This is a genomic window from Paraburkholderia sp. C35 (assembly GCF_003121405.1).
Classification (GTDB): Bacteria; Pseudomonadota; Gammaproteobacteria; order Burkholderiales; family Burkholderiaceae; genus Paraburkholderia.
In genome coordinates this window covers 1-25,687 of sequence record NZ_QBUY01000023.1, presented here as the reverse complement: position 1 = coordinate 25,687, position 25,687 = coordinate 1, and the positions used below count along the sequence as shown (strand labels likewise).

General features: G+C 62.8%; 22 protein-coding genes. 5 read left to right on the top strand and 17 right to left on the bottom strand.

Annotated elements, in window-relative coordinates:
* Positions 1–136 precede the first annotated feature (136 nt).
* On the bottom strand, positions 137–499 hold the full coding sequence (locus DK391_RS16330; RefSeq protein ID WP_109479014.1) for a hypothetical protein: 363 nt from the start codon (positions 497–499) through the stop codon (positions 137–139).
* A gap of 436 nt (positions 500–935) precedes the next feature.
* On the opposite strand from DK391_RS16330, the gene DK391_RS16325 reads away from it, so the two are divergent.
* Positions 936–1,697, top strand: coding sequence for a phytanoyl-CoA dioxygenase family protein (locus tag DK391_RS16325; RefSeq protein WP_109479013.1), 762 nt, complete (start codon positions 936–938; stop codon positions 1,695–1,697).
* 12 nt (positions 1,698–1,709) lie between these two features.
* Here the strand turns inward: DK391_RS16325 and DK391_RS16320 are convergent, their stop codons facing one another.
* Positions 1,710–1,910 carry a DUF3185 family protein gene (locus tag DK391_RS16320; protein ID WP_109479012.1) on the bottom strand — a complete coding sequence of 67 codons (201 nt, stop codon included), beginning with the start codon at positions 1,908–1,910 and terminating at the stop codon, positions 1,710–1,712.
* A 278-nt stretch (positions 1,911–2,188) separates the two neighbouring features.
* Here DK391_RS16320 and mgrA point away from each other — a divergent pair, with 278 nt between their 5' ends.
* Positions 2,189–3,232: an L-glyceraldehyde 3-phosphate reductase gene (gene mgrA / locus DK391_RS16315; protein ID WP_109479011.1), complete on the top strand. Its 1,044-nt coding sequence runs from the start codon at positions 2,189–2,191 to the stop codon at positions 3,230–3,232.
* Between the two features lie 741 nt (positions 3,233–3,973).
* Here the strand turns inward: mgrA and DK391_RS16310 are convergent.
* The 5 genes from DK391_RS16310 to DK391_RS16290 all read right to left on the bottom strand — a co-directional run bounded on the left by DK391_RS16310 (position 3,974) and on the right by DK391_RS16290 (position 11,862).
* A complete protein-coding gene (locus DK391_RS16310) occupies positions 3,974–4,156 on the bottom strand; it encodes a hypothetical protein (RefSeq protein WP_109479010.1) in 183 nt (60 codons plus the stop codon).
* A 279-nt stretch (positions 4,157–4,435) separates the two neighbouring features.
* Positions 4,436–5,707 carry an MFS transporter gene (locus DK391_RS16305; protein WP_109479009.1) on the bottom strand — a complete coding sequence of 424 codons (1,272 nt, stop codon included), beginning with the start codon at positions 5,705–5,707 and terminating at the stop codon, positions 4,436–4,438.
* A gap of 153 nt (positions 5,708–5,860) precedes the next feature.
* A complete protein-coding gene (locus tag DK391_RS16300) occupies positions 5,861–7,366 on the bottom strand; it encodes an efflux transporter outer membrane subunit (RefSeq protein WP_109479008.1) in 1,506 nt (501 codons plus the stop codon).
* Positions 7,363–8,628 (bottom strand): efflux RND transporter periplasmic adaptor subunit, encoded by a 1,266-nt coding sequence (locus DK391_RS16295; protein ID WP_109479007.1) that lies wholly within the window; start codon positions 8,626–8,628, stop codon positions 7,363–7,365. Before DK391_RS16295 ends, DK391_RS16300 begins: the two co-directional genes overlap by 4 nt.
* Before the next feature lie 51 nt (positions 8,629–8,679).
* Positions 8,680–11,862, bottom strand: a complete 3,183-nt coding sequence (locus tag DK391_RS16290; RefSeq protein WP_109479006.1) for an efflux RND transporter permease subunit — start codon at positions 11,860–11,862, stop codon at positions 8,680–8,682.
* Positions 11,863–12,286: 424 nt separating this feature from the next.
* Here DK391_RS16290 and DK391_RS16285 point away from each other — a divergent pair, with 424 nt between their 5' ends.
* Positions 12,287–12,499, top strand: a complete 213-nt coding sequence (locus DK391_RS16285; RefSeq protein WP_109479005.1) for a hypothetical protein — start codon at positions 12,287–12,289, stop codon at positions 12,497–12,499.
* A gap of 115 nt (positions 12,500–12,614) precedes the next feature.
* The gene (locus DK391_RS16280; RefSeq protein WP_109479079.1) at positions 12,615–13,646 is read left to right on the top strand and encodes a serine/threonine protein kinase; all 1,032 of its coding nucleotides are present in this window, start codon (positions 12,615–12,617) and stop codon (positions 13,644–13,646) included.
* A 35-nt stretch (positions 13,647–13,681) separates the two neighbouring features.
* Here the strand turns inward: DK391_RS16280 and DK391_RS16275 are convergent, their stop codons facing one another.
* A complete protein-coding gene (locus DK391_RS16275; RefSeq protein ID WP_109479004.1) occupies positions 13,682–15,682 on the bottom strand; it encodes a DUF3857 and transglutaminase domain-containing protein in 2,001 nt (666 codons plus the stop codon).
* A gap of 401 nt (positions 15,683–16,083) precedes the next feature.
* Between DK391_RS16275 and DK391_RS16270 the strand changes: the two genes are divergently transcribed.
* Positions 16,084–16,806 carry a PepSY-associated TM helix domain-containing protein gene (locus DK391_RS16270; RefSeq protein WP_109479003.1) on the top strand — a complete coding sequence of 241 codons (723 nt, stop codon included), beginning with the start codon at positions 16,084–16,086 and terminating at the stop codon, positions 16,804–16,806.
* Between the two features lie 41 nt (positions 16,807–16,847).
* Here DK391_RS16270 and DK391_RS16265 read toward each other — a convergent pair whose 3' ends face one another.
* The 9 genes from DK391_RS16265 to DK391_RS16225 form a co-directional block, all read right to left on the bottom strand.
* Positions 16,848–17,189, bottom strand: a complete 342-nt coding sequence (locus tag DK391_RS16265; protein ID WP_109479002.1) for an XRE family transcriptional regulator — start codon at positions 17,187–17,189, stop codon at positions 16,848–16,850.
* A 13-nt stretch (positions 17,190–17,202) separates the two neighbouring features.
* A complete protein-coding gene (locus tag DK391_RS16260) occupies positions 17,203–17,547 on the bottom strand; it encodes a type II toxin-antitoxin system RelE/ParE family toxin (protein WP_109479078.1) in 345 nt (114 codons plus the stop codon).
* Between the two features lie 203 nt (positions 17,548–17,750).
* Positions 17,751–18,779 carry an XdhC family protein gene (locus tag DK391_RS16255; RefSeq protein ID WP_109479001.1) on the bottom strand — a complete coding sequence of 343 codons (1,029 nt, stop codon included), beginning with the start codon at positions 18,777–18,779 and terminating at the stop codon, positions 17,751–17,753.
* On the bottom strand, positions 18,752–19,333 hold the full coding sequence (locus DK391_RS16250; protein WP_109478999.1) for a carbon monoxide dehydrogenase subunit G: 582 nt from the start codon (positions 19,331–19,333) through the stop codon (positions 18,752–18,754). Before DK391_RS16250 ends, DK391_RS16255 begins: the two co-directional genes overlap by 28 nt.
* On the bottom strand, positions 19,324–20,565 hold the full coding sequence (locus DK391_RS16245) for a VWA domain-containing protein (RefSeq protein WP_109478998.1): 1,242 nt from the start codon (positions 20,563–20,565) through the stop codon (positions 19,324–19,326). Before DK391_RS16245 ends, DK391_RS16250 begins: the two co-directional genes overlap by 10 nt.
* Before the next feature lie 5 nt (positions 20,566–20,570).
* Positions 20,571–21,458, bottom strand: a complete 888-nt coding sequence (locus DK391_RS16240; protein ID WP_109478997.1) for a MoxR family ATPase — start codon at positions 21,456–21,458, stop codon at positions 20,571–20,573.
* Positions 21,459–21,601: 143 nt separating this feature from the next.
* Positions 21,602–22,399: a xanthine dehydrogenase family protein subunit M gene (locus DK391_RS16235; RefSeq protein WP_109478996.1), complete on the bottom strand. Its 798-nt coding sequence runs from the start codon at positions 22,397–22,399 to the stop codon at positions 21,602–21,604.
* Positions 22,400–22,411: 12 nt separating this feature from the next.
* Positions 22,412–24,799, bottom strand: a complete 2,388-nt coding sequence (locus tag DK391_RS16230) for a xanthine dehydrogenase family protein molybdopterin-binding subunit (RefSeq protein WP_109478995.1) — start codon at positions 24,797–24,799, stop codon at positions 22,412–22,414.
* Positions 24,800–24,809: 10 nt separating this feature from the next.
* A complete protein-coding gene (locus tag DK391_RS16225) occupies positions 24,810–25,310 on the bottom strand; it encodes a (2Fe-2S)-binding protein (RefSeq protein WP_109478994.1) in 501 nt (166 codons plus the stop codon).
* Positions 25,311–25,687: the final 377 nt, after the last annotated feature.

Here is a 25,687-nt window from a genome sequence, read left to right as displayed (position 1 = left end):
GAACAGGCGGTGAACGCGCCGCGCGGCTGATCGTCGCGCGGTGTCGGGAACACACGGCAGGAAACGAAAACGCCCTGCATGCGATAAAGCGCATGCAGGGCGTTTTGTTTTGTTCGTTGCTGTGGCGCTGCGTTGCTCAGTGAGCGAACGCGAACCAGCCTTCGCTCGTCGCCGACAGTCGGCGCGGACGGCGGCTTGCCGCATGCGGCACGGTTGCGGGCTTGGCCGCGCGCGGCGACGTGCCGAGCATGCGAACGGGCGTCGGACTGCGCAGCAGCGTACGCAGCGAGAAACGGCGTGACGCGCCTTGCATGCGCAGCGCGCTGAAGAAGGTGCGGAACCAGAAGCGCACGTTATCGACGGGTTTCGCGTCGCGCAACTGCTCGGCGAGCGCGCGCGTGCGGGCGGAATGATGACGCAGGGCACGCGCCATATGGCGGCGTGCTGGGCGCGCGGCGTTGAACGCGCGGCTGAGTCGGGTGCTCAATGGACTGTGCATGGCTTTAAAGATCAGGCAGCGTGACGCGCGTTGAAGGGTGCCGCATAAGCAGCACCATCCATGCCAACGGGTGGGACGCAACGACCTGAGGAATGGCGGAATGTACCGGCAGCGGCTGCGTGTGGCCGTGCCGATGGCGAAGTAGCGTGTGTTGCAATCGACATGCGTGACAGGCTACACGTGATTCGTGACCATCGAAAGTCCGGCGGGATCAGGGTTTTTACGAGGACGAAGCCTGCATGATCGCGCCCTTTGCGCTCGACGAACGTGCATGGCTGCCCAGCCGGCGTGCAGGTCGGCGCACTGCACCTGCACCTCGAAAGCGCGGGAAACGTCGAGGGAACGTTGAGGAAGCGCGCGACTTGCGGCGGTTCGATCGTGCCCGCTTTACAATGGCAGGCAGTTGTCGAACGAACGCTAGCTGAACGGAACGTCCATGTCAGTCCACTCGAAGAAAGAGCAGATCCAGGTGCTGCGGGAGCAGGGTTATGTCATCGTGCCGGGGCTTATTACGCCCGAGCGCTGCGCCGAGATGAAACAGATCGCGCGCCAGCAGCTGCAGGAAGCCGCCGAGCCGATCGAATTCGAAGCGGATCTGCGCTATCCAGGCGCGCCGGATTCGAAGCACGCGCCGGGCGGCCATACGGTGCGGCGTTTGCTGGATGCGTACGCGCGTCATCCGCGCTTCGCCGAATGGTCGACGGCGCCCGAAATCCGCGGCTGGATGGAGCTGTATTTCGGTGAAGAGCCGCGCCTGTCGCGCGCGCATCACAACTGCATGATGACCAAGCATCCCGCGTACGGCAGCCTGACGGGCTGGCATCGCGATGTGCGTTACTGGTCGTTCGAGCGGGACGATCTGGTGTCGGTCTGGCTCGCGCTCGGCGACGAAACCATCGACAACGGCGCGCTGTGGTTCGTGCCCGGTTCGCACGCTGCGGCATTCACATCGGACCGCTTCGACGAAGCGAAGTTTTTCCGCTCCGATCTGCCCGAGAACGAGGCGTTGATCAAGAAGGCCGTATCGCCCGGATTGAAAGCGGGCGATGTGGTTTTCTTCCATTGCAACACGCTGCACTCGGCGGGCAAGAATCTGTCCGATCAGGTGAAGTTCTCGCTGGTCTTCACCTATCACGGCGCGAGCAACGTGCCGCTGCCGGGTTCGCGCTCCGCGTCCAAACCCGAAGTGGCGTTCTGAGTTCCGATCGGCTCAGCGTTTCGACGACGCGAGCCCGATCAGTCCGGCGAGCGTCGCGACGATGCCGCCCGCAATCAGAAAGATGGTCTTGTTGGTCGGCGCGCCGGTGAACACGCGCGACATGTCGTTACTGAACGAATGAAACGACTGGCCGCCGAAGTACAGCAGCACCACGCCGCCGACGATCAATGCGAGCGAGATCGCTTTGGTCATGAACATTCCTCAACACAGGATTACGGTGGCCGAAAGTCTAGGGGATGCGCGGCGCCGAGTCCATGTCCGCTTCCCGCAATGTGGGCGTATGCAGGCCACGCGCCGATTGGCTAACATAGCGTGTTGGGCCGCTGCTGCCGCGTGATTGCATGCCGGCGTGATACCGGTATCAGCGCAGCGCTCGCTACAACGCTACCTTTACTACAACAAACTCGCTCTATTCACGCGATGCGCTTACTGCATCGCCGATTCCACTCAAGTTCTCGAGGACTCCAGCAATGGCTTACGAAGCAGCTTCAGCACGCTATTCGGACATGCAGTACCGCGTTTGCGGCAAGTCGGGTCTCAAACTGCCGGCGCTGTCGCTCGGCCTGTGGCACAACTTCGGCGACACCACGCCGATCTCGACGCAGCGCGAGATCCTGCGTACATCGTTCGATCTCGGCATCACGCACTTCGACCTCGCGAACAATTACGGGCCGCCGTACGGCAGCGCGGAAACCAACTTTGGCCGCATCTTCAAGGACGACTTCAAGCCGTATCGCGATGAGCTGCTGATTTCGTCGAAGGCCGGTTGGGACATGTGGCCCGGCCCGTATGGTCAGGGCGGCGGCTCGCGCAAGTACATTCTCGCGAGTCTGGATCAGAGTCTGCAGCGCATGGGGCTGGATTACGTCGATATCTTCTATTCGCACCGTTTCGACGTCGACACGCCGCTCGAAGAAACGGCAGGCGCACTCGCCAGCGCAGTGCAGCAGGGCAAGGCGCTGTATATCGGCATTTCGTCGTATTCCGCGCAGAAGACGCGCGAGATGGCGAAGCTGCTCGCCGAGTACAAGGTGCCGCTGCTGATCCATCAGCCGGCGTACAACATGCTGAATCGCTGGATCGAGAAGGAACTGCTCGGCGCGCTGGAAGAAACCGGTTCGGGCGCGATTGCGTTCACGCCGCTGGCGCAGGGTTTGCTGACGGGCAAGTATCTGAATGGCGTGCCGCAGGATGCGCGTGTCAACAAGGAAGGCGGCGGCTCGCTGAAGCAGGAACATCTGAGCGAGCAGAACATCGAGCGCGTGCGCAAGCTCAACGACATCGCGCAGCGGCGCGGTCAGAGCCTCGCGCAGATGGCGCTCGCGTGGACGCTGCGGGATCCGCGTGTGACGTCGGCGTTGATTGGCGCAAGTAAGGCCGAGCAGGTTCGCGAGAATGTCGCGGCGCTGAAGAATCTGTCGTTCACAGCGGAAGAACTGGCGGAGATCGACCGCTACGCGACTGAGGGTGAGGTGAATCTCTGGAAGAAGCCGTCGACGGATCAGCATATCTGAAGGGGTGAGCAGGGGTGCTCAAGTTGTTTTGAGTGCTTTTGCTCTGCGCTGGCATCCGCGATTTTTTAGAGGTTCTTCGTGCGTTGCCCCTGTGCGGGGCGGCACCTACTTTTCTTTGCAGCGGCAAAGAAAAGTAGGCAAAAGAAAGCCGCTCACACCGAACCGCTTGACGTTTGCCTGCGGGCCCCCAGCGGCCCCGTCCTGTTCGCGGCATCGATCTTCTCGTTGCCCGTTGCCAGCGCTCTTCATCAGCGCCTCACCCGCTCCAATCACCCGTAGTGCATCAAGCGGCAGCGACTCGCATATGCAGCCCAGGTGGCAAACGGTGTGTAGGTTGTCGCGCCTGATGCGTCGGCGATCCTACAAGACACACCGCCTTTGCTTTCCAGTCCGGAGTGATGCGTATAAGGCGCGAAAGCCAACACACAGTTTGCCACCTGGGCGGCCTGGACCAAACTGGTAAGGCGCGCTGAGACGCGGGAGTTTGAAGTGGGTGATGCGCCCTTGAAGAGCGTTGGCAGCGGGCATCGAGAAGATCGATGCCGCTGACAGGACGGGGCCGTTGGGGGCCCGCAGGCAATAACAAGGACTGGCGGTGTTAGCCCGCTTTCTTTTGCCTACTTTTCTTTGCGGCGGCAAAGAAAAGTAGGTGCTGCCCCGCACAGGGGCGACGCGTGAGGCACCAACACCAAACCGCGGATGCCACCGCAAAAACAAAAACAAAAACAAAAACAAAACAAGCTACACCAACGCAGGCAGCCCCTCCACCAGCGCAACCGCAAACATAACCCCTAGCAGTGCCCCAAGCACGCGCAAAGTGTTATGCCTGAACTCGGTTTTACATGGCAGCGCGCCCAGAAACAGCGCCCCAGCCAACGCCATAGGAATGACGAGAATGAAATCACCGATCGTGAAGTAGTGCATGCCTGTCTCCTTTGTGTACTCGTCGGACGCGACTGCATGCGGCGCGCCTGATACCAGTATAGGAGACGTTATCGCTTCATTATGTGGGCCGCAGCGCACGCACGGCTCTGTCCCTTCGGGCGCAACGCAAGGCGGGACAAGGCTTTCCGGCCAACAGACGGCAGCATGCAAAATCCCATCCCGCGTCGATGTCCGCTTACGCTCACCTTTCCGAATATGCGCCGTGCAGGTTGAACCGAGCGCGGGCGCAGCTTCCTTGCACGCAGCACCGCGTAACCTTTACGCCTTGTCAGCCCGCTCCCGTGCGTGCAGCCGCGCCGACGCCAGTATGCCGATCAGCAGCAATCCACCGACGAGCGTCGCGACGCCCGTCCACGCATAAGCCGCCCATACGCGCCCGCCATACGAGCCGACGATGCTCGACCCGAGGTAATACGCCAGCAGATACAGCGCGGCCGCCTGACCTTTCGCTTCTTTCGCCATCCTGCCGACCCAGCCGCTCGCGACAGCATGTCCAGCGAAGAAACCGAACGTGACGCACGCAATCCCGCATGCAATCAGCGCAAGCGACTGCGTCGTCGTCAACAGCAAACCGCACAGCATGATGACGATGCTGCCGATCAGCACGCGTCCGCGCCCGAACGTATCGGCCATCCGGCCCGACCACGGCGACGCGACCACACCCGTCAGATACACGACGAAGATCCCGCCGATGGCCGTCTGGCTCAGTCCGAACGGCGGTGCTAGCAGCCGGTAGCCGATGTAGTTGTACAGCGTGACGAAGCTGCCCATCAGCACGAAGCCCATCAGGAACAGCAGCGGCAGGCCGGGTCTGCGCAGATGCTTCAGCAGTGCCGAGCGATGATGCGAAAAGCCCAACCCGCGACGCGGCACGAAATGCCGCGACGGCGGCAGCAGCGAACGGAACGCGAGCATCGACAGAATGCCGAGCACGCCGATCGTGCCGATCGCCACACGCCACGAAAACAGATCCGCGACCACGCCCGTGATCACGCGCCCCGCCATGCCGCCGATCGCCGTGCCACCCACATAGAGGCCCATCGCCAGACCGAGGCCATCGGGATGCACTTCCTCGGCCAGATACGCCATCGCGACGGCAGGCACGCCACCGAGCGCGAGTCCTTCGAGCGCGCGCAGCAACAGCAGCGCGTGCCATTGCGGAGTGAATGCGACGGCCAGCGTCAGCAGCGAAGACGCTGTGAGCGATGCCGTCATCAGCCGGTGGCGGCTCCATCCTTCCGACACGAAGCCCGCGACGAACACAGCGAGCGCCAGCGCGGCCGTCGTCAGCGAAAGCGACAGGCTGCTTTGCGCCGGGCTGACGTCGAATGAAGCGGAGAACGCGGGCAATAGCGGCTGCACGCAGTAGAGCAGCGAGAACGTCGCATAACCGGCGAACAGCAGCGCGAGACTGGCGCGCCAGTAAGCACGCGTGCCGCGTTCGAGATACGGCGGGACGGAAGGCGAGGAAGAGGAGGACGAAGCAAAAGAAGAATCAGCGGGCCGACTCGGGTCCGACGATGCGGTCACAACACCACTCCCGGAAACGATGACTGGTGACGAAAAGCACGCCTGCCAAAGGCGCGCGAAGGGTCAACGATACGCCGATTGTGCGTATCACGTCTTCGAATCCGGCAGCTGGATGCGTGGCATCGCTTGGAGCAGCGGCAGATTCATCACGCGTCAGCTGCGCGTCGCAGCGGGTGCGCTGGCGGCCGGGCCGGTTGCGTCGGGATGCGTGAGCTGTTCATCGGTGGGCAGCGCGGTGGTGTCCCAGCCGCCGCCCAACGCCTTCACCAGCGCAACGCTCGCAGCCATCCGGCGACGTGCGATCGACACGGCTTCGCGTTCGTTGGTGAGCGCCGTCGTTTGCGCAACCACCACGTCGAGATACGTGATCGCGCCGTTCTTGTAACGGTTCGACACGATCGCGAGCGAGCGCTGTGCCGCCGATACAGCGTCGTCCTGTGCCTGCGCTTCCTGTTCGAGCACGCGCAGCGCGGCGATGTTGTCCTCGACCTGGCCGAACGCCGTCAGAACCGTCTGCCGATACTGCGCGACGCCTTCGTCGTAGTTCGCTTGCGCCTCGGCTTTCGCCGCGGCACGTCCACCGAAATCGAGCAGCGTGCCTGCCAGCGATGGCCCAAGCGACCAGAAGCGCGCGGGCGCGAGCAGCCATTGACTGAAGTTGGTCGCTTCCAGCCCGCCCGTCATCGAGAGAATCAGGTTCGGGTAATACGCCGCCGTCGCCACGCCGATCTGCGCATTCAGATTCACCATGCGCCGCTCGGCGGAGGCGATGTCGGGACGCCGTTCGAGCAGCGTCGACGGCACGCCGACAGGCGCAATCACGGGCATGGCAACCAGCGGCGCGACAGGCAGCGAAAACGTCGACGGCGTTTGCCCGATCAGGATCGCAATCGCATGTTCGAGTTGCGCGCGCTGCACGCCGAGATCGATCGATTGCGCCTGCGTCGTGCGCAATTGCGTTTGCGCCTGGGCGACATCGGCATCGGTGGCGATGCCGCCTTTGTAGCGGTTCTGCGTAAGTTCGACAGCTTCCTTGTAGGCGGCGATCGTGTCGTTGAGCAACTGCTGCTCGCGATCGATGCCGCGCAGTTCGAAATAATCCGTCGCGAGTTCGGCCTGCATCGACAGCAGTGCGCTCTGGGCGTCGGCGGCACTTGCCTGGGCGCTGGCGCGCGCACCTTCGACGCTGCGCGACACGCGGCCCCACAAGTCGGGTTCCCAGCTTGCATCGGCGCCGACGATCCAGTCGTCGAGCGTCTTGCCCGCCGTCGATTTGAACTTCACGTTTTCCGACGAACGCGCGCGCGAGTAGCCGCCGTTCGCCGTGACAACCGGGAAGAACTGCGAGCGGAACTGCGCGACCTGCGCACGCGCCGCGCGAAAACGCGCCTGCGCGGCCTGCACGTTCTGGTTCGCGCTGGCGACCTGCTGTTCGAGCGCGTTCAGCGCTAGGTCGTCGTAGACCTCCCACCATGAGCTGCGGATATGCGCGTCGGCGGGTTCGGCCGTTTTCCAGCCGGTGCCTTCGAGTTCCTTGTACGTCGCAGCCGTCACCGCCTCGGGGCGCTTGTAGTCGGGGCCGACCGTGCATGCAGCAAGGACACTCGCGCCCGCTAGCGCGAGAACGATCGAACGAAGGCGTATGCGTGGCGTGCTCACTCTGGTGCCTTCGCCGTCTGTTCGCCTTTCGGCGCAGCGGCACCGCTTGCGCCTGAAGCACCCGCAGCGCCGCTCGCTTTCGGATGCACGATCCGCACGGCCGCGCCATCGACGATCGAATCCTGCGGATTCAGGATCACCTGTTCATCGCCGGTCAAACCGGATGCTATCGCGACGCGCGTACCGTAATCCGTGCCGAGCGAGACCTTGACCAGCTTCACGCGCTGTTGCGCATCGACGGTGGCGACTTTCACGCCATCGGGCCGGAACAGGAACGCGTTGCCCGGCAACGTGAACGGCGCAGCAACCTGCGACTTCAGCGCGAAGTGAACCTGCGCATACGCGCCCGGCAGCAGATCGCCATTGCGGTTATCGACATCGACTTCAACGAGCATCGTGCGCTGCTGCGGATCGACGGCGCCCGACGTGCGCGCGACAGTGCCGGGATAGTGCTTCGCCGGTGATTCAGTGAGCGTCAGAAACGCAGTCTGCTGCGCCTTCACTTCCTGCGCATAAGCCTGCGGCACGTTCACGTAGACACGCAGCCGGTCGGCCTGCGCGACATGGAACAGTTCCTTCGCCGGGCCGCCCGAACTGCCTGCGTCGATCAGCGCGCCGACATCGACGTTGCGCGCGGTCACGATGCCGTCGAATGGCGCATAGACTTTCTGGAACGACTGCATCTTTTCGAGCCGCGCGACGTTGAAGCGCGCGGCGTCGAGCGTGCCTTTCTTCGCGAGCATGTCGCCGACCTTTTCGTCGGTTTCCTGCTTCGACACGGAATTGCTGCGGAGCATTTCCGACCAGCGGTCGGCAGTGCTTTTTGCCAGCGCGTAGTTGGCCTGCGCGTTGTCGAAATCGGCGCGTGCGGCTTTCAGCTGATCGTCGACTTCGGGCGTGTCGATCTCGGCGAGCAACTGGCCCGCTTTCACGTGCGCGCCGATATCCGCGTACCACTTCTTCAGATAGCCGTTGGTGCGTGCGTAGATCGGCGTGTCGAGGAACGCCTGCACGTTGCCGGGCAGCACGAGATCGAGCGATCCCGCCGATTTCTGCGGCTTGACCACTTCAACCGAGAGCTGCGCGGCATGCTCCGCTTCGCGCTCCAGCGCGGCGTGCGCATCGTGACGCGACCAGATGCCCTGCGCGGCGAGCGCGAGCACGACGACCGCCGCGGCGATCAGAATCCAGCGCGAACGTTTCGATGAGCTGCGCGGGCCTTCCCCGTGCGGCGCGGACTCATCAGGACGATTCCCTTCCATCTGCACTCCAGATACTGTGCTTGCGCATCGTTGTTATGAACGTCGGCCGCATCATTGCGGTTTCTGGACGACATGCACGGCGGCGCGGGCGCGCCGCTCCGACAGCCGTCGATAGATCATCGAAAACACCACGGGCACGAACACCAGCGTCGCGACCGTGCCGATCGTCAGGCCGCCGATCACCGCGCGCCCGAGCGGCGCATTCTGCTCGCCGCCTTCGCCCAGGCCGATCGCCATCGGCACCATGCCGATCACCATCGCCAGCGCCGTCATCAGCACGGGACGGAAACGCGTGAAGCCTGCTTCGATCGCCGCGCGCGTCGCGTCGCCGTGTTCGAGCAACTGTTCGCGTGCGAAGCTGACCACGAGGATCGAGTTCGCTGTCGCGATGCCGATACACATGATGGCACCCGTCAGCGCCGGAATCGACAGCGTGGTGTGCGTGAGGAACAGCATCCACACGATACCCGCCAGCGCGCCGGGCAGCGCCGTAATGATGATGAACGGATCGAGCCACGACTGGAAGTTCACCACAATCAGCAGATACACCAGCACGATCGCGAACACGAGGCCGGCGAACAGGCCGGAGAACGAATCGTTCATCGTCTGCACCTGGCCGCGCAGTTCGATCGACGAACCCTTCGGCAGTTGGGCTTTGGTCTCGGCGATGATCTTTTGAATATCGTCGGAAACGGCGCCGAGATCGCGGCCGTCAGCGGTGCCGTAGATATCGATCGTGGTTTGCGCGTTGTAGTGCGTGAGCACGGCGTTGCCTGCTTCACGGCGCATCGTCGATAGCGAGCCGAGAATGTTGGTGTGGCCGTTCGCGTTCAGCGGAATGTTCGCGAGCGATTGCAGCGAATCGATCGTGTATTGCGGCGCTTCCGTGATCACGTTGTAACTGACGCCGTTGCGCGGATTGAGCCAGAAGGTCGGCGTGGTCTGCTGGCTGCCGGAGAGCGTGATCAGCAGATTGCTCGCGACGTCGCGCTGCGTGAAGCCCGCCTGTTGCGCGCGCGTGCGATCCACATCGACGAAGATGCGTGGCAGATCGGACGGCTGCTGGATGCGTGCATCGGCGAAACCGGGGATCGCTCGCAACTTGTCGAGCAGCATCGCAGCGAACGCGCGATTGCCCTGCACGTCGCGCCCGACGATCTGCACGTCGATTGGCGACGGCATGCCGAAGTTCAGCGTCTGGCTGACGATGTCGGCAGGCAGGAACGCGAACTGCACGCCGGGGAATTCATCGGTGAGCGTGCGGCGCAGCTTGCGCACGTATTCTTCCGTCGGACGGTGATCCGGATTCAGGCTGATCAGGATGTCGGCATCCGAGGTGCCGATCGTGCCCGTCGCGCTGTACGACAGGTTGATGCCCGACACCGGCAAGCCGATGTTATCGATGATCGAATGTAGCTCGTTGCGCGGAATCAGCTCGCGGATGCGCGAATCGACGCGATCGGTCACGACGGCGGTTTCCTCGACGCGCATGCCCGTTTTCGCGCGCAGATGCAGTGCGATCGTGCCGGCATCGACGGACGGAAAGAAGTCTCGGCCGAGAAACGGCATCAGCAGCAACGACAGCAGACAGCACGCGAGAAAGCCCGTCACGAAGATGCCGGGCCGCGCAACGCGCGCCACCAGAAAACCGCGATACCGCCCGCGCACGTTCTCGAAACCACGCTCGAACGCGAGATGCATGCGCATGAACGGATTGCGCGTCGGCTGCACGTGATGATGGTCTGCGGCGCGATGGTGATGGCGCAGCAGATACTTCGCGAGCGTCGGCACCAGCGTCCGCGAGAAGAAGTACGACGCGAGCATCGCGAATACGACGGCTTCCGCGAGCGGAATGAACAGATAGTGCGCGACGCCCGTCAGCAGGAACATCGGCACGAACACGATACAGATCGACAGCGTGGAAACGAGCGTCGGAATCGCGATCTGATGTGCGCCGTCGAGAATCGCCTGTTCGAGATTCTTGCCCTGTTCCAGCTGATGACTGATGTTTTCGATCGCGACTGTCGCATCGTCGACGAGAATGCCGACCGCGAGCGCGAGCCCGCCTAGCGTCATGATGTTGATCGTCTCGCCGAGCGCGGAGAGCGCGATGATCGAGGTAATCATCGACAGCGGAATCGACACGGCGATGATCAGCGTCGCGCGCCAGTTGCCGAGGAACAGCAGAATCATCAGGCCCGTCAGGCAGGCGGCAATCAGCGCTTCGCGCAGCACGCCCTGCACGGAAGCGCGCACGAACAGCGACTGATCGGCGACGGGATCGATATTCAGCGACTCGGGCACCAGATTGCGCAGCGTCGGCATCATCGTCTTGATGCGATCGACGATTTCGAGCGTCGACGTGTTGCCGCTCTTGTTGATGGTCAGCAGCGATGCGCGCTGGCCATCCACGCGCACGATGTTGGTTTGCGGCTGGAAACCGTCGCGCACGTGCGCGACATCGCGAATATAAATCGTGCCGTTTGGCCCCGATTTGATGGGGATATTGTTCAGGCCTGCGAGCGAGTCGGGACTCGAATTCAGCTGCACCGAATATTCGGTCGAGCCGATTTTTGCCGTGCCTGTCGGCACGATGAGGTTTTGCGCGGTGATCGAATTCACCACATCCATCGGCGACAGATTGCGCTCCTGCAGCTTGCGCGAATCGATATCGACCATGATCTGGCGCTGCTTGCCGCCATAAGGCAACGGCGCCGAGGCGCCCGGCACGGTGGCGAGCTGCGTCTTCAGGAAGTTGTTACCGTAGTCGTACAGTTCCTGCTCGGTAAGCGACGACGAAGACAGCGACAGCCGCAGAATCGGCACGGTCGATGCGTTGTAGCGCAGGATGTTCGGCGGCGTGATGCCGGGCGGCAGCGAGCGCAACTGCGATTGCGACAGTGCCGTGACCTGTGCGAGCGCTTCGTTGATGTTCGCGTGTGGCTGAAAGAAGATCTTCACGACGGCAATGCCGTTCAGCGAAGTCGATTCGACGTGCTCGATATCGTTCACCGCCACCGACAGCCCGCGCTCGTAATTCAGCACGATGCGCTTTTCCATCTCGTCGGCGGGCATGCCGGTGTACGTCCAGATGACGGACAGCACGGGAATGTCGATGTTCGGAAAGATATCCGTAGGCGTGCGCAGGATCGTCAGCGGACCGATGATGAGCAGCAGCAGCGCGAGTACGACGAACGTATAAGGGCGCCGCAGCGCGAGACGAACGATCCACATGAACAGTGCGGTCCGGTGAGGGCGGTGGCAGCTGCTTCTGGCGGCAGCGATTGTGCGCGATGACAGCCCGGCCGGGCTGCGCGACAGGAATATAGCGCGTATCGTAGCTTACATCGACATTTTTGAGACTCAGGTGCGACCCGGTTTATGATGACCCTGTTACGCCCGGTTACAGTCAGGGTTTCGTAAGTCGAAATGACTGGTCAGACGCCTCACACAGACTTACTTTTTGCTTTGCCAAAAAGCCCAAAGGGGCAACAATGGGGCTGACAGACTTCGTTGCAGCGCAGGTGCGGCGAGTCGACGTTGGCCCAAGGTTTGGATTCAGGTGCGCATGCAACCATTTGCACGTTGCGGCGCTTTTATCAGCACTTTGACCGGCGCAGTCCCAAACAAGCCGGCATTGGGAGAACGGGGAAACATCATGCAAGTCGGTTCTATTGTTCGTTCCGTGCATATCGCCGTGCCACAAGGCGCACGCGGAATCGTGATGCGTATTCTGGGCGACATGGCGATGGTGGCGTGGTACGCCGGCGAGCCGGGCACATCGAAGATCCTGAACACGGAACCCTTTTTCCTCGAGGATCTGATCGATACGGGCGACATCGTCCGTCCCGCTGGCGCACAGGTACATTGATCGCGGTTTCGTTCCTGCTGTTGTGAATGACGCGGCGCGCCGCTACTGACAGGGCAGCGCATCGCGGGTGACACTTGTGCTCGTTTTTGCGCGCGGCACGGCGCACAATGCGGGCATGAACGAAGACACTCCCGACATTCCCACCTCGCCGGACGGCCACGCCGTTCCATTCGCCCGCCTCACACCGGAAGTGGTGCTCGACGCGCTCGATAGCGTGCTCGATTCCGTCGGCGTGCGTACTGACGGGCGCATGCTGCCGCTGAACAGCTATGAGAACCGCGTGTATCAGGTTGGCGTCGAAGACGGGCCGCCTGTCGTCGCGAAGTTCTACCGGCCCGAGCGCTGGACAGACGAAGCGATTCTCGAAGAGCACGCGTTTGTTGCGGAACTGTTCGCGCGCGAAATTCCCGCCGTGCCGGCACGCACCTTCAACGGCCAGACGCTGCACACGTTCGACGGCTTTCGCTTTTCCATTTTCGAGCGGCGCGGCGGCCGCGCGCCCGATCTGGATCGCAAGGACACGCTCGAATGGCTCGGGCGGTTTATCGGGCGCATTCATGCTGTCGGGCAGACGGCGGATTACGCGGCGCGTCCGACGCTCAATATTCAGACCTTCGGCTACGAGCCGCGCGACTATCTGATCGGGCAAGGTTTCGTGCCCGCCGATGTGCGTACCGCATGGGATGCCGCCGTCAAGATGGCGCTGGAAGGCGTCGAGCAGGCCTTCGAGCGCGCCGGCGATGTGCGCCAGCTATGCATGCACGGCGACTGTCATCCGAGCAACGTGCTGTGGACCGACGCCGGCCCGCATTTCGTCGATTTCGACGATAGCCGCATGGGCCCGGCCATTCAGGATCTCTGGTTGTTGCTGCCGGGCGAGCGCCAGGAAGCATCGCGTGCGCTCACCGATCTGCTCGCGGGCTACGAGGATTTCTGCGAGTTCGATCAACGCGAACTGCATCTGATCGAAGCGTTGCGGACCTTGCGGTTGATCCATTATTCGGCGTGGCTCGCGCGTCGCTGGGACGATCCTGCTTTTCCCGTCGCGTTTCCGTGGTTCAACACGCAGCGCTATTGGGAAGACCGGATTCTCGAATTGCGCGAGCAGATTGGCGCCATGCAGGAAGGGCCGCTCTGGCCCGTGTGATCCCCAGCGCGCGGCGCATCGCCTGCGTTGCGCCGTCAGTCCGCGGGTTGCGCGCGGGCTGACGATCCCGCCATCACGCGCGAGGGTATCGCGGGCGTCGACGATGCGCTTTGCGCGGTGTCGGCGAGTGTCGAGCGCACGATCACCTGGGCGCGCACGTCGCGGCTGATCGTTTCGATGCCCGCGCGCATCTGCGTGAACTCTTCAGGCGAACAGACTTCGCTGCCGAAGCGCGTGGCGCCGTCGCGAGTCACGGTGATGACATTGGCGCCCGCATCGTAGGCGTACGTCGAGCGATAGTCGATGAAGCGATCTTGTGCGGCCATGGCTTCCGGCATATCCAGCACGCGGAAGTTGGCAGGCAGCGTAATGCGCGTGCGCTCGTGCAGTTCGACGTTGCGGCACACGAAAGGCTGCGTGCGCTGCCGTTCGCCGAGCCAGTAGCGCGCGTCCGACTGAAATCCGCCGACGAAACTCGTCAACGCCGGAATCGATGCAGCCGTGCCCGGCACGACGAAATCTTCGAGCTTGCCCTTCATCGTGAGCGACAGCGGACCGTCCGACACGTTGAGATTGCTGGTCGAGAGCGTCGCCGCGCCGGACAGATTCACGAAGCGCAGCTCGCCCTGCAAGGACTCTTCGCGTTGCGCGGGCGTTTGCATGCGCAGCAGTGCGCGACCTTGTTCCGCCGCCCAGCCCACCGCCTCCAGCCGGTAGACGAAGCTCGCCGAGCCGTCGGCTGCGACATCGATCGACAGATCGGTGGTGCGCGACATCGTGGCCGTCGAGGGCGTGCGCGACACCACGCCCTGATTCACCAGCACGACGGGGCGATCCATGTCGGTGGATGGCAGATAGCCGAACTCGACGTTCGGCGCGGTCGAATCGGCGTAAAGCTGAAGGTCGGGCAGCCAGGTGATGACGTGGTTGAGCACGCCGTAGCCCGGCACAGCGGGCAGCGTGTAGATCGTGCCGCTGCTGATCAACGCGGGTTCGTTGCGAATGCCGACGGCATCGAGCAGCGCACCGTAGAGCGCGACGTGGTCCTTGCAGTCGCCGTAGCGCAGCGCGAGGATGTCGGTCGCGCGATGCGGCACGACCGCGCCGCGTCCGATGTTGACGGCGACATAGCGGATGTTCTTGCGCACCCAGTCATAAAGCGTTTTGGCTTTCGCGCGCGGCGTCGGATCGCGGGCGGTGAGCGATTGCGCCAGCTTGACTAGCGCGGCATCGCTGGCGCTCGGATCGGCGGCTGACTCGCGATACTTCGCGGCGAATGCGGCGTAGTCGGGAAAGGTCGACACCATTAGCCGGTCACCGTAGCTCACGTACGCAACCGACCCGTATTCGAGCCGCGCAAAGTGCGCCTTGTCATAGCGATATTCATAGCGCGTGCGGCCGTTCTGCGTCGTCGGCGGCAGCGCGACGAAGCCGCGTGCGTCGGCGTAAAGCGGCTTTTCGGCGGGCAAGTCGGAGATGAGCCGGATATTGTGGGTCGGCGCGAGATCGGGTGGCGTGAAGTCGCTGAAATGACCCGGCACGATCGGCTGGCTTTGCGTTTTCAGGTACTTCAGATGCACGCGCGCGCCCGGTTCGACGGCGGGGAACACGATCACCTTTTCGAGGATGTCCTGAAACATAGGCGCGTCGAACGAACGCGCTTCCTGCACGTCGCGGATCTGCTCGGGACGCACGTCGTGGCGCGTGCCATCGGCGGACGTGGTGTACGCCTCCAGAATCTCGACGCTCGCCATGTTGCGGTTGAACCAGATGTAGTACTGCGCCACGCGCGCGACACCCGCTTCGTTGTTCACGCGCAGCGTCATGTCGTCGAGCTTCGTGTAGGAGCCGTCTGCGTTCACCGTGAAAGTCTGGGTTTCGCGTTCGTTCGTGTAGGGCTCGACGGGGGCGCTTACTGATGCCGTCGTTGGCGTCGGGTGGTCCGTGCTGTCTGGCGCCTCGCCAATGGCGTGCGCTGTGCCGGCGCACAAGGCGCAGGCGGTCATCGCGATACGGAAGATCGTGAGCAGGCGCATGGGGATGAGGCGTCCGTAGGTATTGGTCTGGTTATGTCTGGTTCGCTCGCATCCCACAGTTCAAAGTCAGGCGACGTTTGTGTCAAGCGGGCCGGCCGCACAAAACCCGATGATTCGTTGCATAGGGCGCTTTAACTGTCGGGATTGAAAGAAATCTCGTTCTGTGTAATGATAGTTATTCTCATCTGAAGGGCGTCGCCAGCTAATCGTCATCTTTCTCCTCATGACGAAGAGCCAGCCAGCTCTTCGGTGACCATTCTGCTTTAGCCCAGAACGCCAGGCCGCTGTTTGACGCCAGCGCGCATCAGGCATCCGTCTTTCCCCTCCGGAACGACTTTTCCAGTTTCCATCCACAGGTTGCCGCCAGTCGGCGACGCACGACCCGCTTTGCCAGGAACACGATGAACGCGCCCGACACGATCGAACTGAAGCCTGCCGTCCGCGCTGGCGCAAAGTCCGCCTCCGTCCAGCAACTGGATGCCGGCGAACTGGCCGCGCGCCGTCAACGTTCGCGGCGCGCGACATTTATCAAGTGGCTGCGCAAGGTGCACGGCTGGGTCGGGCTGTGGGGCGCCGTGCGCGGCATGCTGTTCGGCGTGACCGGGTTTCTGCTGAATCACCGTGCGGGGCCGCTGAAGGTGTCGTCGGGCGAACCGCAGGTCGAGCAGTTGCAGATTGCGTTGCCGCAGAAAGGCGTCAAGTCGCCGGGCGAGATGGCGCACTGGCTGAAAAATGAACTGCATGTCGACGGCAAACCGGGCAGGGCGCGCCGCGAGCCGGCGCATCCCGTTGCGTGGGGCGATCAGAGCGCCATGCAGCCGGAGTTCTGGCAGATCGCGATCGCGTCGCCGGGGCAGAACGTGCAGGCGGAGTATTGGGTCGGCAACGGCTTCGTTTCCGTCAAACGCACGCAGAACTCGTTCATGAGCACGTTGAACAACCTGCACAAGGGAACGGGATTGAGCGTCGGCTGGGTGCTGCTGATCGATACGATTGCGGGCAGCCTGATTTTGCTGTCGCTGACGGGTGTGCTGCTGTGGACGGAACTCAATAACCGGCGGACCGTGGGCGTCGTGCTGATTGGCGGGTCGATTGTGGCGGCGGGGGTGTGTGGGTTGGTGTGAGCGTGAATAGAGCGGCGCTCACGTCGTGAACCGTGGCGCCGTCAGTCGTCTTGTGCTTCTTCGCGCTCGGGCGCTTCGATCTGCGAAAAATTGGTGATCTTCACCTCACCTTCCGGAAAACGCGCGATCACTTCCAGCTCGCCGCCGAGCGCGCGAATGTGATCGCGTAGCGTAGAGATATACATGTCGGTGCGTTGCTCGAGTTTGGCGATGCTGGGTTGCTTGACGTTGAGGCGTTTTGCCAGCGCGTCCTGCGAAAGTCCGCGAGCCTGACGCAGGCCGTGCAGGGGCATTTCGGCTAACAGTTTCTTCGCTAACGCTTCCGAGCGTGCCCTCGATTCCGGCGACATTTGTGCCCGCAATTCTGCATATTTTCTGGCCATCGACAGCTTCTCCTTAAATTAGCCGCATGAGGTGTAGTTGATACAGAACCTCCGCTCTCGGGACGTTCTGTTCGTACCAGCGGTCATGACCCGTCTTGTCGCCTCCCAGCAGTAGAACTGCCACTCGGCGTGGATTGAACGCGTAAAGTACTCGATACGGCCGTCCGCAGTGTTGAATCCTCAACTCACGCAAATTGCCAAAGCGCGACTGCACGATCTGGCTCGAATACGGGTAACGCAAAGTCGGACCACGCTCGGCGAGCATACAAATGATCGTATCGACGGACTCTCGTTCTGGTCCCGGCAAACCTTCCCACCAGGCCTGAAATGCATCGGTGTACTCAACTTCCCAAGTCATCGAAAATATAGCCTCCAAGGAATATTCCGTCAAGGGAATATCGGTGACCATGGACGAGCTACGACGCGACAACGAAGCCGCGTGCGCAGTCCAGAAAAATTCGATGCTAGGGATCAAAGAAACCCGGCGACAGTCAGCCGAATGGCTAACAACGGGTTGAAGACATCGACCGCGAACCGGTATGGTCCACGGCCGAAGAAAATTTAATCGGGAATACTACAAGCCGTCCCACCACTCGCCGCCACTTCCCTTGCGGCCTTGGCACCTTCGACCTGCAACAGCGTCGGCAGCGACACGCCATTCTTCGCCGCCGTGACCTCGGCCAGAATCGACACCGCAATCTCCGGCGGCGTCCTGCTGCCGATATAAATCCCAACCGGCCCATGCAGCCGCGCAAGTTCCGTATCGGTGAGATCGAACTCCTTGAGCCGTTCGCGCCGCGCCGCGTTATTGCGCCGCGACCCTAACGCGCCGACATAAAACGCCGGCGTCTTCAACGCCTCCATCAGTGCTAGATCATCGAGCTTCGGATCATGCGTCAGCGCGATCACCGCGCAACGCTCATCGAGCTTCATCTCGAGCACGGTATCGTCAGGCATCGTGCGAACGACTTTGGTGCCCGGCACATCCCACTCGTCGGTGTATTCATCACGCGGATCGCACACGGTCACCTGATAGTCGAGACCCACCGCGATATTGCACAGATAGCGCGACAACTGCCCCGCGCCGATCACCAGCATCCGGTAACGCGGCCCATGAATGGTCAGCAGACGCTTGCCGTTGAAATCGACGCCGTCCGTCGCCTGCGCAGGACCGAGGCGCGCGGCGCCCGTTTCCATATCGAGTGTGCGCGCAACGAGATGTCCGTCTTCCACCGCCTCGCACAGTTCCGCGATGCCGCTCGCGTGGGTCAGCGGCTCCATCACGAGCTGGATCGTGCCGCCGCACGGCAGCCCGAAGCGATGCGCCTCTTCCGCCGTAATGCCGTATTTGACGGCCTCGGGCTTCGTCTGCTCGATACCGCGCTGACGCACGCGATCGATCAGGTCGTCTTCGATACAACCACCCGACACCGAACCCACCACCGAGCCATCGTCGCGCACGACCAGCATCGCGCCTTCGGGACGCGGCGACGAACCCCACGTCTTCACCACTGTCACGAGTAGCGCGCGATGTCCCTGTTCGAGCCAGCGTGCGCTGGACTTCAGGACTTCGAGATCCACGCTGTCCATGATTTCTTCCTCTTCGTTTCTTCGCCACTGCCGTCGGTGGCGCTTTCGCCGTCATCGGCAGGACTCGCAGTGTCGCCGGAAATTATTGTTTCTGCCTGCGCCGCGTCACCGCCGCCCGTCAACTGCTCGCCGAATCGCCTGAAAAACTCGCCTGCGAGCTTGCGCGCCGCGCCGTCGACGAGCCGTGAGCCGATCTGCGCGAGCTTGCCGCCGACCTGTGCCGTGGCCGTATAGGTGAGCTTTGTCGCTTCGTCGCCATCGGGCTCGAGTTGCACATGGGTTTGCCCTTTGCCGAATCCCGCCGCGCCGCCCTGGCCTTCGAACACGATCGTATACGTGTGAGGCGCGTCGATATCGGTGAGTTCCATGCGGCCCTTGAAACGCGCCTTCACCGGCCCGACCGATGCGCTCAACGCAACGGCGTAAGCATTCTCGCCATCCGGCTCGATGCTGTCGCAGCCGGGAATCGACGCACGCAATATCTCCGTGTCGTTTAGCGCTTCCCACGCCTTTTGCTGCGGCACGGGCAGCGTGTAGGTTTCCGTCAGTTCCATGACGTTGCTCCTCCAGATAGTGCGGCACGCGCGGCATCGCGGGACACGCGCGTCAGTTGCGCGAGATCGCGACCAAACGCGGCCAGGCTGTCGAGATTGTGAACGGGCTTGTGTGCATCGACGAACGGCAGCATCGCCTGCACGCCGCGCGCTTTCGGCGAGAACTCGCGATAACGCAACAGCGGATTGAGCCACACGATGCGATGCGCGAAGCGGCGCAGGCGGCCCATTTCGGTTTCGAGCACATCGATGGCTTCGTGATCGAGACCATCGGTGACGAGCAGCACGGTTGCTCTGCCTGTCAGCACTCTACGTGCCCAGCGCCGGTTGAATTCGGCGAGCGCCGCGCCGATGCGCGTGCCGCCCGACCAGTCGAGCACCTGATCCGCAAGCGCCGCAATCGCGACATCCGGGTCGCGTTCCTTGAGTGCGCGCGTCGCGTTGGTGAGCCGCGTGCCGAACAGAAACACTTGCAGACGCTCACGCGATTGGAGCAGCGCGTGGCAAAAGTACAGCACCGCGCGCGAATAGCTGCTCATCGAGCCAGAAATATCGAGCAGCAGCACGAGTGGCGGCTTGCGGGCTACCACGGCGCGATACTTCCACACGGTCCAATCGCCGCCCGCACGCACTGCATGCCGCGCGCTCGCGCGCAGATCCGCATGCGTGCCATGCGATGCCGCTTTCAGCCGACGCGTCGGTTCCATCGCGAGCGGCAGGCGCTGCGCGCGAATCAGATGACGCAGCGTGCGCCATTCGTCGGCGGTGAGCGTGTCGAAATCGCGATGACGCAAACGTTCTTCCGCGCTGAACGTCACGTGCGCGTGCAACTCGTGACGGTCTTTATCGGCGGATGGTGCGGCCTGTTTGTTCTGTTTCGCGTGATGCGCCGCGAGCGCATCGGCGAGCCGGTTGTTGCGCTTCGGCGGCGGGATGCCGCCCGTCACCTTTGGCAGCAGCAGGGCGCGCAGCTTGCCTTCCCAATCAGGATCGCGCCAGAAGAGGTCGAATGCGGCATTGAAGAGCTCGCGTTCGTCGGGCGCGCACAACAGCAGCGCAGCGAGCGCGGCGCGTACATCGTCGCGCCGGTCGAGATCGATCCAGCGCAGCGCTTCGAGCGCATCGACGGCCTGCGCGGGCGACATCGGCAAACCTGCGCCGCGCAGCAGCCGCACGAAATGCACGACGTTGCGCGCGATGGTCGCAGAGCCGGAATCGCAGGTGGCCGTCATCGACGCTACTCCGCCGTCGCCAGACATTGGCGGATCTGCTCGGCGTCGAAGCGCGCGAGATCATCCTGATACTTCAGCAGCACGCCGAGCGTGTCCTGCACCGATTGCGGATCGAGTTCGGTCACGGTCAACGCGGCGAGCGCGCGGCACCAGTCGATCGTCTCGGCGATGCCCGGCGCCTTGAACAGATCCATGCCGCGCAGCCGATGCACGAAATCGACGGCGCGCTTTTGCAGTGCTTCGCCAGTTTCGGGCGCGCGCGCCGCGACAATCGCGAGTTCGCGCTCGCGCTCCGGATACCCGATCCACTGATACAGACAGCGACGCTTCAACGCATCATGCACTTCGCGCGTGCGGTTCGACGTCATCACCACCAGCGGCGGATGTTCGGCACGCACGGTGCCGAATTCGGGAATCGACACCTGAAAGTCCGACAGCAGTTCGAGCAGGAAGGCTTCGAATGGCTCATCGGCGCGATCGATTTCATCGATCAGCAACACGCGCCGCGCACCGGGATGATGTTCGTCGGGCAGCAACGCCTGCAGCAGCGGACGCTTCAACAGAAATTCATCGCGATACAGCGTGCTGTTATCGGGTTTTTCACCGGACACTTCGGCGAGCCGCAGCGCCATGATCTGCCGCGGATAGTCCCATTCGTACAGCGCGCTCGCGGTATCGAGTCCTTCATAGCATTGCAGCCGCAACATCGACGTGCCGAGCATGCCTGCCGCCGCTTTCGCCAGTTCCGTCTTGCCGACACCCGGCTCGCCTTCGACGAACAGCGGCCGCTCCATGCGCAGCGCGAGATAAAGCGCGGTCGCCAGTTCGCGGCGCGCGAAGTAGCCTTGCGCGGTAAGCTGGGCGAGGGTGTCGTCGATTGAAGCGGGCTGCATGGTTCTCCCTTGCACGTCGGCTTGCATCGCTCACGAACGGCGCAGACGCGAACGAGCCGATAAACGAAGCGGCCCGGACGCGCCGGGCCTCGCGATGCTCAACGCTTCGTGGCTCGCCGTGTCCGTTGGCCGCTAGCGGGTCGCTAGCCGTTCGCGGCCCGCACCGCGCGCGCCGTCAGCACCGGAATCAGATGCGCGCGATAGTCAGCGCTCGCGTGCATGTCGGTGTTGAGGTCGTCCGGTGCAATCGTCACGCTGCGCGCGGCGGCTTCCGTGAAGTTCGCGGAAAGCGCAGTCTCCATGTCCGTCGCGCGAAACACCGAGGGCGCCGCGCCCGTGATCGCCACGCGCACGCCGCTAGCCGTCTTCGCGACGAACACGCCCGTCAGCGCGAAGTGCGATGCCGGATTCCTGAACTTCTCGTACGCGGCTTTCTCGGGCACGGGAAATTCGACGGCGACGATCAATTCATCCGGTTGCAACGCGGTCTCGTACATGCCGACGAAGAACTCCGCCGCGGAGATGCGCCGCCGGTCCGTGACGACCGTTCCGTCGAGACCGAGCACGGCAGCCGGATAATCCGCCGCAGGATCATTGTTCGCGATCGATCCGCCGATCGTGCCGAGCGAGCGCACCTGCCGGTCGCCGATATGTCCCGCGAGAAAGGCGAGCGCAGGCAGCACGCGCTGCACGTCCGCGTTGTTCGCCACATCGGCGTGACAGACGGCCGCGCCGACCGTCACCTTGTTCGGCTCCACGCGAATCTCTTTCAGCTGCGGAATACGCGTCACGTCGATCAGTTGCGACGGCTGCGCGAGACGCAGGCGCATGGTCGGCAACAGACTTTGTCCGCCCGCCAGAAACTTCGCTTCGCCGTCGGCAGTCAGCACGGCGACAGCGGCTTTCGGATCGGCTGCACGTTGATAGTTGAATGTGTACATGTCGGCCTCCGCTTACGGACGTGCTGATTGAGCAGCGTGAATTGCGGACCACACGCGATGCGGCGTGGCGGGCATCTGCAGATCGGTCACGCCGAGCGGGGCGAGCGCATCGATGATCGCGTTGATCACGGCGGGCGGCGAGCCGATTGCGCCCGCTTCGCCGCAGCCCTTTACGCCGAGCGGATTGTGCGTGCACGGTGTGCCTTTCGCGGTTTCGACGGTGAATGACGGCAGGTCGGACGCGTGCGGCATCGCGTAGTCCATGTACGAGCCGGATAGCAACTGACCGCTTTCGTTGTCGTACACGCAGCGCTCCAGCATCGCCTGACCGATGCCCTGACCGAGTCCGCCATGCACCTGTCCTTCGACGATCATCGGATTGATCACGTTGCCGAAGTCATCCACGGCAGTGAAGCGTTCGATGCGCGTTTCGCCCGTATCGACATCCACTTCGACTTCGCAGAGATACGCGCCCGCCGGATAAGTGAAGTTGGTCGGATCGTAGAACGCGCTTTCGTCGAGACCGGGTTCGAGCTTGTCGAGCGGATAGTTGTGCGGCACATACGCGGCCAGCGACACGTCGGCGAAAGTCTTCGTGCGGTCCGTGCCCGCGACGCGGAAGGTGCCGTCCTTGAACTCGATGTCGTCGGCCGATGCTTCGAGCAGATGCGCGGCGATCTTCTTCGCCTTCGATTCGATCTTGTCGAGCGCCTTCATGATCGCCGAGCCGCCGACGGCAATCGAGCGCGAACCATACGTGCCCATGCCGAACGGAATGCGGCCCGTGTCGCCGTGCACGATCTCGATGTTGTCGAGCGGTATGCCGAGACGGTCGGACACGACTTGCGCGAACGTCGTCTCGTGACCCTGGCCGTGACTGTGCGAGCCGGTGAAGACGGTCACCGAGCCGGTTGGATGCACGCGCACTTCGCCTGCTTCGAACAGACCCGCACGTGCGCCGAGCGCACCCGCGATATTCGATGGCGCGAGACCGCATGCTTCGATGTAGCACGAGTAGCCCAGACCGCGCCGCTTGCCGTTCTTCTCCGATTCCTGTCTGCGGGCCGCGAAGCCTTTGACATCGGCGAGTTCCATCGCGCGGTCGAGGCAGGTGTCGTAGTCGCCCGTGTCGTAGGTGAGGCCGACTGGCGTTGCGTACGGGAACGTGCGGATAAAGTTCAGGCGCCGGATTTCAGCAGGATCCATCTTCATGTCGCGCGCAGCCGTTTCAACCAGGCGTTCGACGACGTACGTCGCTTCAGGGCGGCCCGCGCCGCGATACGCATCGACGGGTACGGTGTTCGTGAACACCGCCTTCACTTCGGCGTAGATCGCGGGCGTCGCGTACTGGCCGGCGAGCAGCGTCGCGTAGAGGATGGTCGGCACGCTTGAGGCGAATGTCGACAGATACGCGCCCATGTTGGCGATCGTGTGCACGCGCATCGCGAGGAACTTGCCGTCGGCATCCTTCGCGAGTTCGGCTGTCGTCACGTGATCGCGGCCATGTGCATCGGAGATGAAGGCTTCGGAGCGCTCGGCCGTCCACTTCACCGGACGGCGGATTTTCTTCGACGCCCACGTCAGCGCGACATCCTCCGCGTACAGGAAGATCTTCGAGCCGAAGCCGCCGCCGACATCCGGCGCGACCACGCGCACTTTCGATTCCGGCAGCGACAGCACGAACGCCGCCATCAACAGCCGTTCGACGTGCGGGTTCTGATTCGCCACGTACACGGTGTAGCTGTCGTCCTGCGGCGCGTAGCTGGCGTTGACGGCGCGCGGCTCGATCGCGTTCGGGATCAGGCGGTTGTTGACGATGTCGAGCGTCGTCACGTGATGCGCCTTGGCAAATGCGGCATCTGTCGCGGCCTTGTCGCCGTGGCCCCATGTGTAGCAGGTGTTGTCGGGCACTTCGTCGTGCACGGCGGGCTGACCGGCATCGGCGGCGTGCGGGGTGTCGATGACGGCGGGCAGTTCGTCGTAATCGACTTCGATCAGTTCGGCGGCATCTTTGGCGGCGTTCACCGAATCGGCGATCACCAGCGCGACCTGGTCGCCCACATGACGCACTTTCGTATGCGCAATCACGGGGTGCGGCGGCTCGTGCATCGGCTTGCCGTCGACGCTGTGGATCAGCCAGCCACACGGCAATCCGCCGACGTTTTCAGCCGCGAGATCCGCGCCGGTGAAAATCGCGACGACGCCGGGCGACTGCTTCGCAGCCGTCGTGTCGATGCGTTTGATGCGTGCGTGCGCGTGCGGCGAGCGCAGAAAAACGGCATAGGTTTGACCGGGCAGGACGATATCGTCGGTGTACTGGCCGTTGCCGGTGAGGAAGCGATAGTCTTCCTTGCGCTTGACGGGCATGCCCACCATGCGATGTGAATCGGGTGCGTTCATGGCGGGCTCCTCAGACGGTCGTGGTGGTTTTCTGCGGCGCGCCGGCTTTCATGCCGTCAGCGCCCTGAAGCACCGCCTTGACGATGTTGTGGTAGCCCGTACAGCGGCACAGATTGCCGTCGAGCTGACGGCGCACGTCGTCTTCCGTGAGGTTGGGTTGCGTGTCGACCAGTGCGGTGGCGCTCATCACCATGCCGGGCGTACAGAACCCGCATTGAAGGCCATGGCATTCGCGGAACGCGGCCTGCATCGGGTGCAGTTCACCGTTCGTCGACAGACCTTCGATGGTGGTGACCTGCTGGCCTTCGGCCTGAACGGCGAGCATGTTGCAGGACTTGATCGCGCGGCCATTCAGATGAACGGTGCACGCGCCGCATTGCGCGGTATCGCAGCCGACGTGTGTTCCTGTCAGCCGCAATTGTTCTCGGAGAAACTGGACAAGCAGGGTGTGCGGCTCGACGTTCGCGGTAACGGGTGAACCGTTCACCGTCAGACTGATGCTGATCGCCATGAACTGTCTCCTAGGGGACGCCCTTGTATTGAGCCCCGGATGGGGCGATACCGGCTCGGGCCCGCATTCACTTCCTACCGACTGCCTGTTTCTATGGGTCCGGTACGGTTGGGTTTTTTTTGTTTTTTTTTTTGCTTGCGCTGAAAAGTAAAACACAAAAAACGGGAGGCGGCTATTGGAGTCTGTGCCTCCGGCGGTTTTTGGTTTTGGTTTTGGTTTTGCTTTCGCTTTCGCTGTTGGTTTTGGTTTTGCTGGCGTCCGCGATTTGGTGTCGGTGCTTCACGCGTTGCCCCTGTGCGGGGCAGCACCTACTTTTCTTTGCCGCCGCAAAGAAAAGTAGGCAAAAGAAAGCGGGCTAACACCGCCCGTTTCGGTCT